The 18,709-nt window shown below is 56.5% G+C and carries 14 protein-coding genes; 13 read left to right on the top strand and 1 reads right to left on the bottom strand.

All coding sequences use genetic code 11. From position 1 onward, the window contains the following. The first annotated feature begins 113 nt into the window (after nucleotides 1–113). Complete coding sequence (locus HCU74_RS15535; protein ID WP_168451346.1) at nucleotides 114–3,926, top strand: pilus assembly protein; 3,813 nt, start codon at nucleotides 114–116, stop codon at nucleotides 3,924–3,926. A 4-nt stretch (nucleotides 3,927–3,930) separates the two neighbouring features. Here HCU74_RS15535 and HCU74_RS15530 read toward each other — a convergent pair whose 3' ends face one another. After that, nucleotides 3,931–4,440 carry a GspH/FimT family pseudopilin gene (locus tag HCU74_RS15530; protein ID WP_168451345.1) on the bottom strand — a complete coding sequence of 170 codons (510 nt, stop codon included), beginning with the start codon at nucleotides 4,438–4,440 and terminating at the stop codon, nucleotides 3,931–3,933. A gap of 111 nt (nucleotides 4,441–4,551) precedes the next feature. Between HCU74_RS15530 and HCU74_RS15525 the strand changes: the two genes are divergently transcribed. The 12 genes from HCU74_RS15525 (at nucleotide 4,552) to HCU74_RS15470 (ending at nucleotide 18,706) form a co-directional block, all read left to right on the top strand. Continuing rightward, nucleotides 4,552–5,100 carry a GspH/FimT family pseudopilin gene (locus HCU74_RS15525; RefSeq protein WP_345889695.1) on the top strand — a complete coding sequence of 183 codons (549 nt, stop codon included), beginning with the start codon at nucleotides 4,552–4,554 and terminating at the stop codon, nucleotides 5,098–5,100. A 1-nt stretch (nucleotide 5,101) separates the two neighbouring features. Continuing rightward, nucleotides 5,102–5,539 (top strand): type IV pilus modification protein PilV, encoded by a 438-nt coding sequence (gene pilV / locus HCU74_RS15520; RefSeq protein WP_168451343.1) that lies wholly within the window; start codon nucleotides 5,102–5,104, stop codon nucleotides 5,537–5,539. 4 nt (nucleotides 5,540–5,543) lie between these two features. Beyond that, complete coding sequence (locus HCU74_RS15515; protein ID WP_168451342.1) at nucleotides 5,544–6,632, top strand: PilW family protein; 1,089 nt, start codon at nucleotides 5,544–5,546, stop codon at nucleotides 6,630–6,632. Beyond that, on the top strand, nucleotides 6,629–7,180 hold the full coding sequence (locus tag HCU74_RS15510; protein WP_168451341.1) for a PilX N-terminal domain-containing pilus assembly protein: 552 nt from the start codon (nucleotides 6,629–6,631) through the stop codon (nucleotides 7,178–7,180). Before HCU74_RS15515 ends, HCU74_RS15510 begins: the two co-directional genes overlap by 4 nt. Before the next feature lie 45 nt (nucleotides 7,181–7,225). After that, nucleotides 7,226–11,005, top strand: a complete 3,780-nt coding sequence (locus HCU74_RS15505; RefSeq protein ID WP_168451340.1) for a pilus assembly protein — start codon at nucleotides 7,226–7,228, stop codon at nucleotides 11,003–11,005. A 29-nt stretch (nucleotides 11,006–11,034) separates the two neighbouring features. After that, on the top strand, nucleotides 11,035–11,484 hold the full coding sequence (locus tag HCU74_RS15500) for a type IV pilin protein (protein ID WP_168451339.1): 450 nt from the start codon (nucleotides 11,035–11,037) through the stop codon (nucleotides 11,482–11,484). Between the two features lie 297 nt (nucleotides 11,485–11,781). Further along, complete coding sequence (locus HCU74_RS15495) at nucleotides 11,782–12,204, top strand: type IV pilin protein (protein WP_345889694.1); 423 nt, start codon at nucleotides 11,782–11,784, stop codon at nucleotides 12,202–12,204. Continuing rightward, the gene (locus tag HCU74_RS15490) at nucleotides 12,192–12,653 is read left to right on the top strand and encodes a GspH/FimT family pseudopilin (protein WP_210425332.1); all 462 of its coding nucleotides are present in this window, start codon (nucleotides 12,192–12,194) and stop codon (nucleotides 12,651–12,653) included. Before HCU74_RS15495 ends, HCU74_RS15490 begins: the two co-directional genes overlap by 13 nt. Then, nucleotides 12,653–13,222 (top strand): type IV pilus modification protein PilV, encoded by a 570-nt coding sequence (gene pilV / locus HCU74_RS15485; protein ID WP_168451337.1) that lies wholly within the window; start codon nucleotides 12,653–12,655, stop codon nucleotides 13,220–13,222. The genes HCU74_RS15490 and pilV (HCU74_RS15485) overlap by 1 nt, the downstream gene beginning before the upstream one ends. Beyond that, complete coding sequence (locus tag HCU74_RS15480; protein ID WP_168451686.1) at nucleotides 13,219–14,259, top strand: PilW family protein; 1,041 nt, start codon at nucleotides 13,219–13,221, stop codon at nucleotides 14,257–14,259. The genes pilV (HCU74_RS15485) and HCU74_RS15480 overlap by 4 nt, the downstream gene beginning before the upstream one ends. Beyond that, the gene (locus HCU74_RS15475) at nucleotides 14,256–14,807 is read left to right on the top strand and encodes a PilX N-terminal domain-containing pilus assembly protein (protein ID WP_168451336.1); all 552 of its coding nucleotides are present in this window, start codon (nucleotides 14,256–14,258) and stop codon (nucleotides 14,805–14,807) included. The genes HCU74_RS15480 and HCU74_RS15475 overlap by 4 nt, the downstream gene beginning before the upstream one ends. Nucleotides 14,808–14,875: 68 nt before the next feature. Further along, complete coding sequence (locus tag HCU74_RS15470; RefSeq protein WP_168451335.1) at nucleotides 14,876–18,706, top strand: pilus assembly protein; 3,831 nt, start codon at nucleotides 14,876–14,878, stop codon at nucleotides 18,704–18,706. The last annotated feature ends 3 nt before the right edge of the window (nucleotides 18,707–18,709 follow it).

Genomic DNA, 18,709 nt, shown 5'->3' with positions numbered 1-18,709 from the left:
GATACACTGGTCGGCCGGGCTGTGGCTTGCGTAATAAAAAGATGGGTGACGACGGCAGGCCGGCGCAGGGGAATCGTTGACCCAGCTACCTAATACTGACTCTGAGACAAGTTATGTGCATTGCACGCCGAGAACACTGGCTTTCTTCCTGCAGCATTGCGGTGCTGTGCCTTGTGCTGTTGTCCGCCCTTCCCGGTGGGCGGCTGGAAGCGGCTGACGAATGCACTATTCGAGTGACAACTGACAAATATATTGGCAAAAACAACACGAACGAGAGTCATACCTTCCCGGAACTGGAGGAAATCGATCGCGTCGTTTCCTTCGATCCCAAGTCAGGCAACAATGTCGGATGTACGATTGCTTCCTACTCGGTCAGCGGAAATGTGCTGACGGTGAAAAACAGCAAGCTCATTCCCCTGACGTGCACGGCGAAATTCACCGTAGAGGGCAGCAAGAAGGGCTGTACACCGGCGGAACCCGCGACCGACGGCATAGCCCAGCAGCCCCTGTTTCTGAGCCAGGCGGCGACACCGAATATCATGTACCTGCTGGATGATTCCGGTTCCATGCAGTTTGAACTGATGCCCGGCGATATTATTGCCGGCAATACCCGCTACATCTTCCCCCGGGCGAACGGGATACATGGGGGAGCCGACTACTCGAACTATGTCCCCACTGTCGATGACGGTGACCCGTATAATGCGCGCAGCCGCTCCCCTCAGGTCAATACCATTTACTACAATCCGTCGGTGACCTATACCCCGTGGATTAAATCCGATGGCAGCTATTATGCTGATGCCAACCCCCGCTGCGCCCCCCACAACCCGCTAACCAAGGTGAATGTGCTTAATGACGTGTTTTGCCGCGATTTAACGAGCATCAACACCAACTTTAATTTCAACTACTGGTTCAGTTGCAATGAGGACGGCCGCTGCACCTACACCAATGCGCTGAAAACATTCTGGCCGGCGACCTATTTCTGGTATCGCGGCAGCGGCGACGTGTGGCGCTGGAACCGTTACGACAAAGTGGAAATTCGCCCTGGCAAGGACTACCGCGGTCACGGTCGTGAAAGCCGTGACGACTGTGCAGACGCTGACAAGGGTGTGTGTTCCTACGCGGAGGAAATACAGAATTTTGCCAATTGGTACTCCTACTACCGTTCCCGCGTCGCCACCGCGCGGGCGGGATCGGGCTTTGCCTTTGCCGAACAGGGTGACAGCTTGCGGGTCGGCTTCGGCAGCTTGAACGCGGTGAGTAATATACTGGATGGTGTGGCGACCCCGGTGATTACCCGGGGGGTAAGGCCCTTTTCCGGGGCCGACCGTCTCAAATTCTTTGACTCACTTTACGGCCTCGAGGTGCCTGCTGCGGGCACACCCTTGCGCCGGGCGCTGGACGCGGCGGGTAAGTACTTTTCCCGCAATGACGACAAGGGCCCCTGGGGCGGGGAGCCTGGCACAGGCGACCGCAGCGAGCAGTTAGCCTGCAGGCGAAACTACACCGTACTGGTGACCGATGGCTATTGGTCTGGCGGCAGTGCCGGCGGCGATGCGGCGAAAAACAATGATGGCACTGACAATCCCAGTCATCGTGGCGTCGGGAATACCGCTTATACCTACAAAGCTCTGCCGCCCTTTACAGATAACCGCGCTGACACCCTCGCTGACGTCGCGATGCACTACTGGAAGAACGATCTTCGTCCGGATCTCCCAAATGTAGTGCCTGCCAATAAGAATAATCCGGCGTTCTGGCAGCATATGACGACCTTTGGTGTTGGACTGGGTGTTAACGGTACCGTCGACCCGGTGGCAGCCTTCGACGCTGTGGACACGGGGGCGACCGTTAATTGGCCCAATCCATTTGCGGCGAATGTCTACAAAATTGACGACCTGCTACACGCCGCAGTGAATTCGCGGGGCGGCTTTCTCAGCGTGGCGGACCCGTCGGCTTTTGCCAATGAGCTGTCTACGTTGTTGAATGTCATTGTCAACGAAAGCAAAGCGTCGGCCTCGGCGATCTCGGCGAACTCCAGCCGTCTGGACTCCGGGTCTTTGATATATCAGGCAAGTTTTAGCAGCGACGACTGGAGCGGGCGCATTATCTCCTATCGCATAGACCCCGACGACGGCAGTATCGGCGCGGTGGCGTGGGACAGCGATACCGTCGGTATGCCAGCGGCCGCAAGCCGCAAAATCATTACCAGTGTGGGCACAGAGGGTAGTGGTGGGCGCGACGCTGTGGCCTTCACCGAGGCGAACTGGAATCAGCTCAGTAGCTATCAGCAGGATCTGTTGCGCAACGGCGGAAGCAAGGCCGATGGTACCGCACTGATAAATTGGCTGCGAGGTGACCGCAGTCAGGAGGGCACGCTATTTCGCAGTCGTAAAAGGATTCTGGGAGATATTGTTAATTCAGACCCCGCCTACGTCGGCCCGACGGAGGGCTATGGTTTCGGCAAGTTACCTGGCGCTGAAGGGCTAAGCTATAACAGCTATGTAAAAGCTAAAAAATCCAGATCGCCAGTGCTGCTGGTGGGGGCCAACGACGGCATGCTTCACGGGTTTGATGCCCAGAATGGCCGCGAGCTGTTTGCCTATATGCCCGTGGGCGTTTTTCCCTACCTCGCGCAGTTGGCGAGTCCCGATTATGTTCATCGCTACCTGGTAGACGGCTCGCCACGGGTGAGTGACGCCTATGTCAATGGCGTATGGCGGACCGTGGCGGTGGCGTCTACCGGTGCCGGTGGACGTTCGGTGTTTGCTCTGGATGTCAGCAATCCCGACGGGTTTAATAGCAGTGATGTCCTGTGGGAATTTGCCACTGACTCCGGTGGCACGCACAAACTTGGGGTGGCGATGAGTGAGCCGACCGTAGTGCGTTTGGAAGCCGGGAATAAATGGGTCGCGATTTTCGGCAATGGCTACAATTCGGGCGATCAGGTCAAATTATTTATTGTTGATCTCGCCACCGGAAAGTTACTGCGTGCCATCAATACCGAGCAAAGCGGTGTGGGCAATGGGCTGGCCACGCCGGTGCCCGTCGACGTGGACAACGACCGCATAACCGATGTGGTATATGCGGGGGATCTCAAAGGGAATTTGTGGAAGTTTGACCTGCGTGGTGCAAGCCCGTCGTCATGGAAAATCGCCCAGAGTAATGCCGGTTCCCCCGCCCCGCTGTTTGTGGCCGAGGATGATAAAGGCGTGCGCCAGCCCATCACCGTCAGGCCGACAGTGGGGCGCCATAACGACGGCGGCTACTACGTGTATTTCGGTACGGGAAAATTCTTTGAAAACAGCGATGTGCTGCTGCCGCAACAGCCTCAGGTACAGGACTTTTACGGCATTCGTGACCTGGATAAGCCGGTGGATCGCGATGATTTGCTGGTGCAGGATGTGATTTTCGAGAAGGTCGGTTTGACGGTTGAAGGCCGTAATACCGAATTTCAGGTACGGCTGGTCAGTGCCAGGGGAGGGGATAGCTCACCGCAATACGGTTGGCGTCTGCCGCTGCAACCGCCGGACAACAGCGCTGAAGGCGAGCGCTCGGTCTCACGGCCGGTGCTGCGTAATGGCCGAATTGTCTTTTCGACCACGATTCCCAGCAACGGCGTTTGCGGATTCGGTGGCCGCAGTTGGCTGATGGAGCTGGATGCCCAGACGGGGGGGCGCTACGCCGACCCTGTGCTTGACACCAACAGTGACCGTCTGGTGGATGAGCTGGATAAGGTGTATTACAACGGCGAGTACCTGCCGATCAGCGGGCGCGGCAGCGATGAAATTATAAAGACCCCGGGGATTATTGGTGCCGGGGATCTCGAATACAAATTAACCTCTGGCAGTAGTGGCTCGATCACCAGCATCGCGCAAAAAGGAGGCGGCGCTTCACGTTCGGGACGACAGTCCTGGCGGCAGCTGCGCTGACCCCTTACAGGCAGGGCTGGTTCCCCGACGCTTCGCGGCGCACCCGTCCCCCGATGCTGATCACCAGGCGAATTTCGTCCAGTCGTTCAGGGTGGCAGAGCGACAGTGTACCGACCTGGAATGCGCCGTTGGCGGTGTGTGCACTGCCATCAGCGCGGTAGGAAACATAGTCTGCCACCCAGCGGTTACCTCGAATTCGCAGTGGTTGGCGGGGTGGGAAATGCCGCAGTACCTGTTCTCCGGATTCCAGCACGCCGTTGCTGTTGTCGTCGATATACAGCGTCATGCCGGTGGCCCAGTCGCCATCGTTATTGGTCAGACTTACGGTAGTGGCGCGGCTGACGGCGGTGGCCCGGGTTATGGTCAGGGCCTGGTATAAATTCCGTGTACCGCTGCGCAACTGTTGTCGGCTGAGAAAGTCGCTGAAGGCGGGTACCGCCAGGGTGGCAATAATGGCCGCGATGCTCAGAGTCATCAGTAACTCGAGCAGCGTGGTTCCCTGAGTTCTTTTCATGGAGTCCCTTCCATGTGAAGTACTTAGCGAAATGAAGTGGCAAGACGTTGAACATTATGTGAAAGAGTATTGTTCGACGTCTCAGCGAAATACAATTAACCCATATTGAAAATGGTGGCAAGTGGAATGATCCCGGAGCGGGAATTAAGTCAACACAGCAGGGGGGGTACCCCGGGTTTTACTATGCTGGAGCTTATTGTTACCTTGGCAATAGCCGCCATCCTGGTATCGATTGCGGTGCCTAATTTCGCCAACTTTCTGAGTAATAATCGCGCCAGTCAGGATGTACAACTGCTGGGGAAATCCCTCAGTACTGCACGCGGCGAGGCGGTAGCCCGGGCTGCGAATGTATTCGTTAGCGCGGAGGGCGGCGACTGGGGGAAGGGCTGGAGAATTTGGGTAGATCTCAACGAAAATGGCCGCCGGGAAGACGGCGAAACCGTGAGGAAGGTTGAAGCGCCCGAAAGCGGGGCGTCGATTTCTGCTAGCCAGGGAGGGGCGGCGGTGAACGTATTCAGCTACAACAGCGAGGGTTTTCTTAATGGTGCAGGAACGGTGATTTTCAATTACCGCGCCCACCCCGTTGAGTGCAGTCGCGACCGCGATATTCGCGTGGGCGCCAGTGGTCAGGTCAATGTATCCAAAGCGGGTTGCCCGTAGCATGAAGCGCTCGCAACTGGGGGTATCGCTGATCGAAGTAATGGTGGCGGTATTGGTGACGACTACCGGTGTGCTGGGCGCGGCTGCTCTGCAATTGAATGCGGTAAAGTTTAATCAAGCCGCCCATGTGCGTTCGATGGCGGTATTTCTGGCCAATGATATGGCCGATAGAATTCGCGCCAACCGCGGCGCGGCGCTGGCCGGGCTTTACGACCTGCCGATGGATGCCAATGCACCCAGTGGTGACGATATTCCCGCTGCAGATCGCCGCGAGTGGTTGACTGAATTGGCGCGGCGACTGCCCTCGGGCGATGGTTCGGTGGTGCGGGTCAACACGCGTTTTACCATTACCATTCAGTGGGACGAGGGGCGTCTGCGGGAGACCCGCGAACAGAACGCCGACGACAACCAGACCTTTGTATTTGTGACGGAGTTATAGCGCCGTGACCCACAGCAGGCAGCGCGGCTTCGGCCTTGTTGAACTTATGATATCCGTTACCCTCGGCCTGCTGTTGAGTGCCGCGGTAATTCAGGTGTTTTTGGCCAGCAGCACCAGTTCGCAGATTCAGGATTCGCTGGCACAGGTGCAGGAAACCGGGCGTTTCTCCATGCATTTTATTGCCAGGGAAGTTCGCATGTCAGGTTATATGGGCTGTGCGTCCAGGGGGCTTGGCCGGGAGAGCGAAGACAATTTTCGCGATGCGGTGGAAATTATTGCCCTGCCTGCCGACGCGGTAAATTTTACGCCCCAGGACATGATTAGCGGCGCCAACGATGTCGGCGATGACAACGCCTGGGGCGCGCAGCCTGGTACCGATGTACTGATATTGCGGCGCGGCTCCGACAGTAATGCGCGGATTGAAAGTGCGACTGATGACTCTGCCACACTGGTGAACATCAGCGACAATGTCGCAGGGTTTGAGCAGGGCGATTTTGTGTTGCTGGCGGATTGCCAAAAGGCGGCGATTTTTCGCGTGAGCAACGAGCCGAAGAAGGCGGGGAAAGGTCCTACTGTTCTGGTTCACGCCGAGGGGGAATACAACAGCCAGAGCCGTCGCAACAGTGGCTCCTTTGGTCCCGGCGCCGAAATTCTGGGCCTGGATGAAGTGCGTTTGTTCGTCCGTGATACCGGGCGTGCCAATGACGCCGGTGACCCGATAAGCAGCCTGTTCCTGCGGCGGCGCGGGGTTGGGGGCGGCGGTGTACTGGGTGCTGCAATAGAGCTGGTCGAGGGTGTAGAAAACCTTCAGTTGCTTTACGGGGTTGATACCAACGGCGACTTTTCTATCAACCAGTACCTGGATGCCAGCGCAATTTCCGCCAACCCCGGAGTCACTCCGAATTGGGGGCAGGTGGTCAGCGTAAAGGCCCAGCTTACTGTGGTGGCCAATCAGGGCGGGGTAGTTGGCGAGGATGGCAGTGGTGACGCGCAGCGGGTGATCGATATCAATGGCAATGCGGTCGCCAACCCCGATGGAAGGATGCGTCAGGTGTTCACCAATGTATTTGCGCTGAGGAATAAATTGCCGTGACGGGTATACGACATTTTAGCAGCGAGATCACACTGGGCCGTCAGCGCGGCGCAGCCCTGATTGTCGCCTTGATCTTTATGGTGATACTGGCGGTGATCGGTGTGTCGTCGATGCAGACCGCCACCATGCAGGAGCGGATGTCGGGCAATGCCAAGGACGCCAGTATTGCGTTTCAGGCGGCGGAGGCAGCGCTGCGTCAGGCCGAGGCGCGCTTGGCCCCGGCCGGCGCTATCGGTGTGTTTAATGGCACCAATGGCAACTATATTGCCTGTGCGAATCCTGGTGATACCCGTACTGCATGTGCGGCGCCGGATTGGGCAGACAAAAAGTCGGTGGGCTGGGTGACTATCGCAACGGATATGCCGGGTGTGGTCAAACAGCCCGAGTACATTCTGGAACAGCTGGAAATTGAGGACGAAAACCGATCCCTCGATTCAGATCAGCCGGTCATCCCCTTGGATTTGTATCGCGTCACTGCCAGGGGCTACGGCTTTAGTGACAGAACAATGGTGGTGTTGAGCACAACCTTTAACCGCAACAATGAATAATACGTGAGTCAGGACGACGAAACGTGAACAGGGAGGTGGAAAGCCATGGAGTTGGTGTTGTCCATGTTGCTGGTGCTGGCCAGCCTGTGGGCGCTGCCCGTAACGGCGTTGTCGTGCAGCGTCGAACGTATCACCGATGAGTATGTGGGCAAAAATAAAAGAAACGACAGCTATACCTTCGGCGAGCTGAAAAGCATTGCGCGCATTGAAGTATTTGAATTAAAAAATCCCGATCGTCACGCCTGCCCCCCACGCTCATATCATGACACCAATGGTGATAATGTGCTGACGGTATATAACCGCGACGACGATGGCTATACCTGCAAGGCCAGATTCAAAGTCTACGGGGAACTTGAGGGCTGTACCGCTCCGGCACCGTCAACAGCAGTCGCACAGGCGCCATTGTTTCTCACGCAGCCCTCCGAACCCAATGTGATGTATATTCTGGACGACTCGGGTTCGATGCAATTTGAGTTGATGCCCGACAGTATCATTCTGTCCTCAGCACGCTATATCTTCCCTCGCGCGAACGGGGTATACGGCGGGAGTGATTACACTAACCGGGTGCCTACGGTAGCGGCGGGTTCTGCCTACAATGCCCGCAGTCGTTCACCCCAGGTGAACAAAGTGTACTACGACCCCGGAAGAACCTACGCGCCCTGGATAAAGGCTGATGGCAGTACCTACCCGAATGCCGACCCCAGCTGTGCCCTTCATCATCCTGAGAGACGCTCAGAGTCATACGATGCCGCAAGGTGCCGCAATCTGACCGTTCTGAACAGTAACTATAACGGGAATCAATGGGTGGACTGCAACAGCAGTGGCTCCTGTAGTGTTAGCAGTGACGGCAAAAATTTTTGGCCAGCGAAATACTTCTGGCATAACGGAGGAAGTGACTGGCTTTGGGCTAACTATTCCGCCGTGGAGATTCGACCGACGACCTCTGTTTATATCGGTCATGGTCGAGAGGCTCGGGACGACTGCGCCGATGCGGAAAACGCGACCTGCACCTATGCGGAAGAGCTGCAGAATTTTGCCAACTGGTATACCTACTATCGCTCGCGTATCAATATGGCGCGGGCGGGGAGTGGTTTCGCCTTTTACGAACAGGGCGCGGGATTGCGTGTGGGTTTCAGCGCTATTAACCAAAGTGAGCACCGTGTCGATGGGCATGATAGCCGGACGATCGTCAGCGGTGTGCGCAACTTCAATGGGGACAGCCGCGAACACTTTTATAATTTGCTGTATCAGCGGGATATTCCCGCCGAAGGAACACCCTTGCGCCGGGCGCTGGATGATGTGGGGCAGTATTTCCAGCGCCGTGACAATAAGGGCCCCTGGAGTGCGACACCGGGTGTGGATAATGGTGACGATCAGTTGGCCTGTCGACGTAATTACGCGGTATTGATGACCGATGGCTATTGGAGTAGCGGCGACAGCAATGATGCCAACGGCGATGCCAAAAACAACAATGATGGCACAAGCTCGCCCAGCCATAGTGGGCCAACCGGAGCGGCGTATACCTATACCGCCAGTTCGCCGTTTGCCGATGACTACAGCGATACCCTCGCTGACGTCGCAATGTATTACTGGAAGCGGGATTTACGCGGTGATCTGGATAACGTTGTTGCCGTGACCCGTGACAACCCGGCGTTTTGGCAGCATATGACAACCTACGGCGTGGGGCTCGGAGTCTACGGCACGGTTGAACCCTCTGCAGCCTTTGCTGCTGTGGGCACGGGCGAGGCGCTGAGCTGGCCGGACCCCACCGTGAGGGAAGGCTATAAAATTGATGACCTGCTGCATGCAGCGGTCAACAGCCGCGGAGGTTTCTTTAGCGCGGCGGACCCCGACACCTTTGCTGCGGAACTGTCGGCGGTATTGCAAAACATTGCAGATCAAAGCAAGTCGTCGGCCTCATCAATTGCCGCCAACTCGACGCGACTGGATTCCGGCACGCTGATTTACCAGGCCAGTTTCAACAGTGCTGACTGGAGCGGGCGGCTAGTGGCCTATCGCCTTCGCAGCGATGGTCAGTTGGGGCAGGCAGTGTGGGACAGCAATGACACTGTCCCCAGTGCACCGCAGCGGAATATCATCACCGGCGTTGGCAATCAGGGGGACGTCAGTACCTCTGCAGAGGCGTTCGAAGTCGCAAAGTGGACGGATTTAACCGACGAGCAGCGGGCTTTTTTGAGTGATGGTGGCGCCGAATCCGAGGGGCAGGATGCGATTCAATGGCTGCGCGGCGACACCCGTAACGCCGGCTTAAAATACCGAGAGCGCGTCGCGGTGTTAGGCGACATTGTCAATTCTGATCCATTTTTCGTCGGCGCAGAAAACTTCGGTCTGGGCATATTGCCGGGTGCCGAAGGCGTTAGCTATAACAGCTTTCTCAAAACCAAGGAAAGCCGAGCGCCGATGATATACGTGGGTGCCAACGACGGCATGCTCCATGGCTTCCATGCGGAAACCGGTAAGGAGATGCTGGCCTATATTCCGCTTGGGGTGTATCCCCGTTTGTACAGCCTGACCGACTCTCAATACCAGCATCGGTATTTCGTGGATGGCTCGCCCCGAGCTATGGATGCCTATCTCAATAACGCCTGGAAAACGGTGCTCGTCAGTTCGCTGGCTGCGGGAGGGCGCTCGGTCTTCGCTCTGGATGTCAGCAGCCCCGACAGTTTCGGTAAAGGCAACCTGCTGTGGGAGTTCGCCACTGATGAGGCCGACACTCATCAACTCGGTATTAGCTTGAGTCAGCCGGTTATTGCGCGACTCAAGGCAGACAACCGCTGGGTCGCGGTATTCGGTAATGGCTACGACTCCGGTGACAGCGTTAAACTGTTTATTGTCGACCTCGCTACCGGGGCACTGCTAAAGGCAATTGATACGGAGCAAAGTGGCGAAGGTAACAGCCTGGGTACGCCGGTGCCGGTGGATGTCGACAACGACCGCGTTACCGACTTTGTCTACGCCGGCGATCTGGCGGGAAATATGTGGAAGTTCGACCTTCGTGGCGACAACATCAGTGCTTGGTCAGTGGCCTATACCGAAGTCGGTGACCCTGCCCCGCTGTTCAGAGCGGTGGATGGCAATGGTCGTGGTCAGCCGATCACCACTCGACCCACGGTGGGGCGTCACCCCGACGGTGGCTACCTGGTTTACTTCGGCACCGGCCGATATTTCACCACCGACGATGCGGTGTTGCCCTCGAGTCCGCAGATTCTCGATTTCTATGGGGTGAGGGACAACGGAGAGCGCATCACCACCAAATCAAGTCTGGTATCACAGACGGTAATCTTTGAAGGAAGGGCCGCCACCCAAAGCGGGGGCAGCACTGCCGAGCCTGTTCGAGTGGTCAGCAACAACAGCGCGGATGCCGTTCCGGCCGCTGGCTGGCATCTGCGCTTAACTCCGCCCGATGGCCGGGCAGAAGGTGAACGTGTGGTGTCTGCGCCGCTGCTGCGCAGTGGGCGCGTCATCTTTGCGTCGATTATTCCCAGTGAAAGCCGGTGCGGTTTTGGTGGACGCAGCTGGTTGATGGAAGTCGATGCGTTAAATGGCGGTATGATTGCCGACCCGGTGCTGGATACCAACAGCGACGGGATAATTGATGACGGCGACATGGTGGAAGTCAACGGCCACTTTTATTCGGTCAGCGGTGTCGGCAGCGACGAAATGATTAAAACGCCGGGTGTTCTTGGCGCCGGGAAAGTGGAATATAAGTACACCTCGGGAACTAGTGGTACGATTGGTGTGATTACCGAGGATGCCGGTGGCCTCAGGTATCCGGGGCGGCAGTCCTGGCGGCAGCTGCAATGAAACAGGCTAAGCTGTGAGAGTGATAATAAATGGGAGCGAAAAGTGTGCGGCTAAAAGGGTTTACACTCATTGAGTTACTGATAGCAGTGGCGATCGTGGGCATTCTTGCGGCGGTGGCGGTGCCAACGTATCAGGAACAGGTGGCCAAGGCGCGCCGCAGTGAAGCCGCCGGGGCCTTGTTGACGGCGGCGCAGGCACTTGAGCGATTCTATTCCGCGAATGGCCGTTACACCACCGCCGCGGGCAGTGGGCAGCTACCGGCGGTATACCGTACACAGGTGCCTGAAAGTGGCACTGCCTACTACAATATTGTGGTCACTGCGGCCTCGGACAACCGCTATATCCTCAGGGCTGTGCGGGCGGGCGCAATGACCGGTGACGACTGCGGCAACTTTAATCTCGATGAGACCGGGGTGGTGTCGTTAAGTGATAAGCCCAGTGGTTCGAATCGTAGCCTCGCCGACTGCTGGCGACGCTGACCCGGCGTTTTCCTCCGGACGTGTCGCTATGACATAAGGGCTGGTGCCGGTGTCACAGCAATAGGTATTGTTGGCAAGTGTGTAATAGTGCGCGAATTCGCGCATTGGCTTTGTACTTTTAACAGTTGCCCCAGTATCCTAGTTTTAAGGTGTTTTCAGAATATCTACAGGCTGTCGAAATAAATCAATGCTGTTTGTCACGGAGTTAGCAGGGAAGCTATTACTCGTAATGGAATGCCGTCAATAGCGGTTTTTTTCAACTGTTTGTAGCCCCAGTAGCGTCAGGGACTCAACACAGTGAAGCATAAAAGAAATGAGCACGCGGGCTTTACCTTAATTGAGGTGATGATTACGGCGGCGATTATTGCCATCCTTATGGCAATTGCATTGCCAAGCTATAACGGGCACATGCAGCGCAGTAATCGCGCGGCGGCGGCAAGCTACCTGCTGGAACTGGCAAATATGCAAGAGCGCCGATTCCTCGAACGCCGCGCTTATGCAGTCGATATCGCGACTCTCGGGGTCGCGGTGCCTGCAGAAATCGCGGCGAAATACACTATTACTGTGGCGGCAAATAATGCGGCCACACCGCCCACTTATACACTCTCTGCAGCGCCGGCGGCATCCGGGGGGCAGACCAGTGACGCCTGTGGCACCCTGACGCTGAACAGTCGCGGGGAAAAGGGCCACGCTGCCGGTGCAACACGATGCTGGGATTAGGCCGAGCAGCCGTGAGGGGGTTCACCTTGATGGAGCTCCTGGTGGTAATGGCGATCGTAGCGATACTGGCCAGTATCGCTGCTCCCTCATTTACACAGCTTATTGAGTCCCAGCGTGCGCGCAGTGCCGTAGACAATTTGCGTTCTTCATTGGATCTGGCGCGCAGTGAGGCCATCAAGCGCAACAGCAATATTACTGTTAGCCGAGTGGGAGCCAGCTGGGAAGAGGGCTGGCAGGTTGCTCAGGGCGCGACTGTGTTACGCAGTGAGCCGGCTGTATCGTCGCTGACCATTACCAGTGCGGCCAATGCCCTGGTGTTTAATCCCTCGGGTCGAGCGGCGACATCGGTGAGTTTTGCTATTGCGCCTACTACGGGCAGTGGTGCTTCCGATTACTGTGTAGAGATTAGCTTGAGCGGGAAAGCCCGCAGTAAAAAGGGGCCTTGCTGATGACACGCAGTCGAAGCGGCGGTTTTACGCTTATCGAAGTGCTGGTTGCACTGGTCATTGCGCTAGTGGGCATGATGGGTGCTGCGGGGCTGATTGTGCGAACCGTACAGCAGGAAGTGGACGCCTTTCAGCGCTTACAGGCACTGAATCTGGTTCAGGACATTACCGATCGTATTAATGCCAACAGGCAGGTAGTGGACTGTTATTCCGATGCGGCCAATGGCCGAGTGCTGGGCACCGGGGCGGCGGCGCCGACGGCCTGTACCTTGGGCACCGCAGAACAACGGGCCACTGCAAATCTTGATTTGGCTGAATGGAACGCCGCGCTGTTAGGTGCGGCGCGACAGAATGAGGACGATGAAAATATCGGTGCGATGGTTGGCGCGCGGGGCTGCATAGAGCAGATTGATGCCGTTGATCGGCGCTATCGAGTGACGGTGGTCTGGCAGGGAATGAGCGAGAGCACCGCGCCTGCAGCAAACCTGCTATGTGGTCAGAATCAATACGGGGATGATGACCGGCAGCGCCGGGTGGTGAGTGCGGTGGTTCAGATAGGTGATCTGTCATGATTGCTCCACGGCAACATCAGCGCGGACTATCGCTTATCGAATTGTTGATTTCCATGAGTATTGGCGCATTCATGCTGATCGGGATTATCTCGCTGGTCGCCGCAGTGAGTGCCACGCGAACCCGGCTGGCGACCTCCTCAGAGCAGATTGAAAATGCCCGTTATTCGATGTTTTTGTTCAATGAAGATGTGGCGGTAGCGGGCTTCTTTGGAGAATATCATCCGGGAGTGGGTATTGGAGATTACCAGTTAACCGACCCCTGTGACGACAGTGGGCTGGCCGCGAATCTGGGGTTTGATAGTGGGACAATCGAGCTGCCCGTACCGGTGTCGGGTGTTGCGGCAGGTGACCCCCTCCCTGACTGTATTGCTGCGGAAAGCCCCGTGGCGAATGCCGAGGTTCTTACGGTTCGGCGGGTTGATGTGACCCCCGTTGCGGTCGCCGACATTGCTGCATCGAACACCACGCCTTATCTACAAATTGCCCTGTGTGCCCTCGATGCATCGCCTTATCTTCTTCATACCGATCCGGTTCAGCTGACCCTGCGCAATAAAGCCTGTGACGCCCCGGCGGTAGCATGGCCATATCAGGTGACCAGTTATTTCCTCAGTACTTGCGAAGACTGTAGCAACGGTGGCGATGGGCGCCCGACACTGAAGTTTGCGCGATATGCCAACGGCACACTCAGTGTCGAAGCGCTGGTGTCGGGTGTTGAGGATATGCACTTTCAATACGGACTGGACTTGACGGGTGATGGTAGCCCCGACTGCTATGTCGACAACCCTGCGCTAGCGGCGGCTCCCGCCGGTTGTGCTGTAGCGGGTTGGTCGGCGACCCCGGTGGAAAATTGGCAAAATGTGGTGGCGATAAAAGTTCACCTGTTGGTCAGAGCCGAAACCGAGACTCTGGAGGCGGTGGCCGACGACACCTACGATATCGGGCGCGCGGCGCGGGTGGGACCATTCGATGATCGTTTCAAGCGTCAGGTCAGTTCGTCGGTAATCATGTTACCCAATGTAGCGGGGCCCCGTGAGTGATGAAAAAGCCAGGTGAGTCCGGTGTCGTGTTGATCGTGGTGTTGATTATGCTGGGAATATTCAGCGTGATCGTGGTGGCCATGATCGGCAGCAGTAATATCAATTTTAAAATTGCCGGGAACCAGCAGTATCGGCTTGAGGCGAAGGCCAGTGCACGGAATTCGCTGGAGTCCTACTTGAGTAACCCCGCCAACTTTGCCATTCCGCTGCCCACCCTGCCCAGCGAGTTTGAAACCGATTTTAACGGTGACGGTGTCGCCGACATGGTCGCCGTTGTCGCGCCTCCTACCTGCATGCGCTCGGGGCCGATCAAACAACAGGAGCTGGATATTTCCAAAGCTGAGGACGCCCAGTGTTTGGGTACCGGCCAGTCATCGAGCGGAGGCACTCTCACTGATGACTCCACTGCCCTGCAGGGCAACTCCTGGTGCGCGAAAATGACCTGGGATGTGATGTCTACGGTGAATGACGTGGCGACTTCGACCAATATAGAAATGCATCAAGGGGTGTATGTAAAAGCCATTATTGGTACACCCTGTTTGAATTAGGTCGCCGGCGTTCCGTCGGTGACTCTTTGGTGTCGTCGGGACATTCCGGCGTTATCGAGAGCGGTAATATGATGAAAAACATGCTTCGTACAGGAATAAGTCTGATAGCAGTGCTACTGCTGTCGTCATCAGTACTTGCGGAAGATATTGATCTGTTCGCCGGGATCACTCCGGGTGGGGCGAACCCGCCGACAGTGTTATTGGGCTGGCACAGCTCGGCCAACTCCAATGCGAATGTGGTGCACGGTTGTCTGTACGCCGATGATCTCGGGGTTCCCAATCTCGGCAGTACAGTTGGGGGAATGGAACAGTGCGCCATGGTCAATACCATGCTGTCGCTGCTCGAACCCGAGAATGACTATTTACTGGGCGCTATTAAAATTGGTCTGATGGTGTTCAACCAGAACTCCTTCAGCAGTTTTGACAATGGCACGACACTGGGCAACGGTGACAACCGCTGCGGCTTTTTATTGGTACCACCGGTGTTGATGGATGAGGCGGGGATCAATGATTTTATTCGCTTGCTCAAAAGCATGGACAAGAGTGATCTCGGTAACCAAACTCGACTGGGCGATCTAATCGCCGAGAGCTGGGCAATGTTGAATGGTCTGCCCACGTCCTGCTCGGGGGTGGATTACTCACAGCTGGCCGAATCCGCTACCGATTGCCGGGATGCGGTATTGGTGTATATCGGCAATGCCACCAAGGAAACGGCCAATGTCAAAGACGGTACCGGTAATCCCGATGTTTTACTCAAGGCCCAGTTGACTGATAAGTTTGGTTATTCGACCAGCTCCGAGCAATACAACTTTTTCGCTACGCCGAGAGCCGTAACCCAATTAAACAATTCCGATGCGTCGAATAATTCCTATTGGGGCGATGAGTGGACGCGATTTATGAATCTGGTGGATACCAGTGACAGTAGTCAATCTGACCGCAATATCACCACCTATTCCATCGCGGTTTTTGATTCTGCACTGGAAGCAAAGCTGGCGGGGGAAATTAATTTTCTTGCCGATTTAGCACTGGAGGGCGGTGGTAAGGCCTTTAAGGTGACCGCTGCGAATCACGCGGGCCTACAGGCAATTTTTCTACAGATATTTAATGAGGTGCAGGATGTCAACAGTGCCTTCTCCTCCGCGACCTTGCCGGTCAGTGCCAACACCCAGGGCACCTTCCTCAACCAGGTCTATATTGCCAACTTCCGCCCCGACGGCGACGCGGCGCCGCGATGGAACGGTAACGTCAAGCAATACCAGTTGGGTTTTGATGCCGGCGGCAATATTGTACTGGCAGACGCCGACCAGGATGTGAGTGGTGTCGTTGAATCAGCGATCAATCCCCTGACCGGTTCTATCGAGCCATTGGCGCGCAGTTTCTGGACGACCAATGCGCCGAAGGACAGTTCGGGCACCCTCATCAGCGCCTGGCCCAGCGATGGTTTTTGGCGAAACAGCCCGGAAGGTCAGGCCTTCAAGAAAGACGCCCCGGATGGAGAATTGGTTGAAAAAGGCGGGGTGGGTCAAATTTTAAGGGTTGATAACCTGCTCAGTTCTGACCAGCGCCGGGTGTATACCTGTAATGCCACGGGCTCGTGTCCGACAGGGGGGGCGGCGCTGAATGCGTTTTCCACCGACAATACCACCTTGGTCAATAACTTCACTACTATGCTCGGAGCGGGGACAGCGGGGGGGGCTGCGAGCCTGAGTGGCGGTGATTACGAGCCGGCAATGGATCTCTCCACCTCCTGTTCGGGATCGGGTAACGGGCGTAGCTGCGTCATCACCCACGATGGCACCATGGTGATTAATGCGGCGTCTGACAAGTTGATTGTCAACGGGGCCTGGAATGACTCGCTGAATACCAACAAGCAGGTCTGTACCTCGAGTACCCCCTGTACGGTGTCCAATGTCACCGCGAATTCCTTTACCGTAAATAGTAAGGATATTCCCTCCGGGGCAAGTTACACCGGCATTGAAGTGCTGCGGGTGACCAATAAGCTCACCGTGACCCAGAGCGCGCATTCATTGGCACAGGGCGACGCGGTAACTCTGGATAATTGCACAGCATCCGGCACCACCAACACCTATAACCTCGCCTCGGTGACGGGGGAGGTGCTGGGTAGCGTGGCGAGTATAGAGAGTGCCAACAGTTTTGCGATGACTATTGGCAACTACGTGATGATAGAGGGTGCCGGGATCAGTTGTGGCAGCAGTGTGGAAACCCTGTCGGCGGCGAATCTGATCGACTGGGTGCGCGGTGACGACATCGTGGGCAACGAGAGCCGTCGAGGGCCGTGCCCGCCGGAATCCCGCGACAGTGACTGCCCTATCAGCGCGCGCGGCTCCATCCATGCCGATGTATTGCACTCGCGTCCAGCGGTTATCAATTATGGTGGTTCTACCGGGGTGGTGCTGTTCTACGGCTCGAACGACGGCCATTTCCATGCGGTAAATGGCAATCAGCAGAGCAATGTAGGCAGTGTGCAACCCGGCGGCGAATTGTGGAGCTTTGTCGCGCCGGAGTTCTTCCCCAAGCTCAAGCGTCAATTCAACAACAGCCCATTGGTGAGCTACCCCAATGTGACAGACCCGGATGCGGAGCCGCGGGATTACTTTTTCGACGGTAATACCACGGTGCTGCAAGATAAACGGAGTAGTAGCCCTACCGCCGGTAAATCGTATATTTATATGTCGGCCCGTCGCGGTGGACGTTTTATCTATGCGTTGGATGTGACCACACCGACCAGCCCCAAATTCCTGTGGCGTATCAGCGAGGCTGAGATCCCCGAGTTGGGGCAGACATGGTCGCAGGCGCAAATTGCACTGATAAAGGGTTACGCGAACCCGGTACTGGTGTTGGGCGCTGGCTATGATCCGGCGCAGGATGCCGAGCCGGCTCCGGCCAGCGATACCCAGGGCAGGGGCATTATCATTCTCGACTCGGTTACTGGCGGTGTTGTTTGGGCTGGCTTGAAAAGTTGTAGCGGAGTGACCACCGTGTCCGGGGGGCACTGCCTGGCCGTCAGCGATATGAATCACTCAATACCGGCGTCTATCACACTGCTGGATCGCGACCTGGATGGCTATATCGAGCGTCTTTATGCCAACGATGTCGGCGGGAATATCTGGCGGGTAGATCTCGAGCCGGTGTCATCAACCAGCCCGGCCTTCAGCGACGTGGCGGTGACGAAATTAGCCAGCCTGGGTGGCACGGGTAACAATGCGCGTAAGTTCCTGTTTCCACCCGATGTTATTCCTACCGGAAACTTCGATGCCGTTGTTGCGGTATCCGGAGATCGTGAGCACCCGCTGTATACCGCCGACACGACTCCGGGCCTGTCCTTTAACGTGCAGAACCGATTCTTTATGGTAATGGATAAAAACCTGGGTAAGTCGGTTCCCGCCTCGTACACCACGGTCACCATGTCTGATCTGGTCGATCAGTCAGTGTTGCAGTGCGCAGACGCCGGCGGCAGTGCGGTGGACTGTGCCAGTGCCGACAGTGTAGGTGCCCTCTACTTTGATGGTCAGTCGAGCACCATTGCCGGGTATTATTTTGACCTGTTGCCTGGAGAAAAAGGGGTAAATGCGCCGCTGACGGTGGCGGGCAAGGTCTATTTTGGTACCAATCAGCCGGATGTGCCGGCGTCGGGTTCCTGTACCGCTAATTTGGGCAATGCGGGAGCCTACATTGTCAGTTTGGTCACGGGTGAGCGTCAGCGCAATGAGTTTGTGGGCGGAGGGCTGCCACCATCGCCGATTGCGGGCCTTGTGGATATCGATGGCAAAACGGTGCCCTTTATTATCGGAGGCACCGGGCCATCGCCGTTTACGCCCTCAACACCGGCTTTGGACCTCTCCGGCGCACGCAAACGGACGTACTGGTACTACAAATAAACT

The sequence above is a fragment of the Spongiibacter thalassae genome, assembly GCF_012272835.1.
Lineage (GTDB): Bacteria > Pseudomonadota > Gammaproteobacteria > Pseudomonadales > Spongiibacteraceae > Spongiibacter > Spongiibacter thalassae.
Note: the sequence above shows the minus strand (reverse complement) of the source record. Positions and strands in the feature narration are given on the sequence as shown.

Coding starts and splice junctions, on each gene's coding strand:
- HCU74_RS15490 (WP_210425332.1), top strand. CDS start 12,192: ATGCTGGGATTAGGCCGAGCAGCCGTGAGGGGGTTCACCTTGATGGAG.
- HCU74_RS15530 (WP_168451345.1), bottom strand. CDS start 4,440: ATGAAAAGAACTCAGGGAACCACGCTGCTCGAGTTACTGATGACTCTG.
- HCU74_RS15525 (WP_345889695.1), top strand. CDS start 4,552: ATGGTGGCAAGTGGAATGATCCCGGAGCGGGAATTAAGTCAACACAGC.
- HCU74_RS15480 (WP_168451686.1), top strand. CDS start 13,219: ATGATTGCTCCACGGCAACATCAGCGCGGACTATCGCTTATCGAATTG.
- HCU74_RS15470 (WP_168451335.1), top strand. CDS start 14,876: ATGATGAAAAACATGCTTCGTACAGGAATAAGTCTGATAGCAGTGCTA.
- HCU74_RS15535 (WP_168451346.1), top strand. CDS start 114: ATGTGCATTGCACGCCGAGAACACTGGCTTTCTTCCTGCAGCATTGCG.
- pilV (WP_168451343.1), top strand. CDS start 5,102: ATGAAGCGCTCGCAACTGGGGGTATCGCTGATCGAAGTAATGGTGGCG.
- pilV (WP_168451337.1), top strand. CDS start 12,653: ATGACACGCAGTCGAAGCGGCGGTTTTACGCTTATCGAAGTGCTGGTT.
- HCU74_RS15505 (WP_168451340.1), top strand. CDS start 7,226: ATGGAGTTGGTGTTGTCCATGTTGCTGGTGCTGGCCAGCCTGTGGGCG.
- HCU74_RS15500 (WP_168451339.1), top strand. CDS start 11,035: ATGGGAGCGAAAAGTGTGCGGCTAAAAGGGTTTACACTCATTGAGTTA.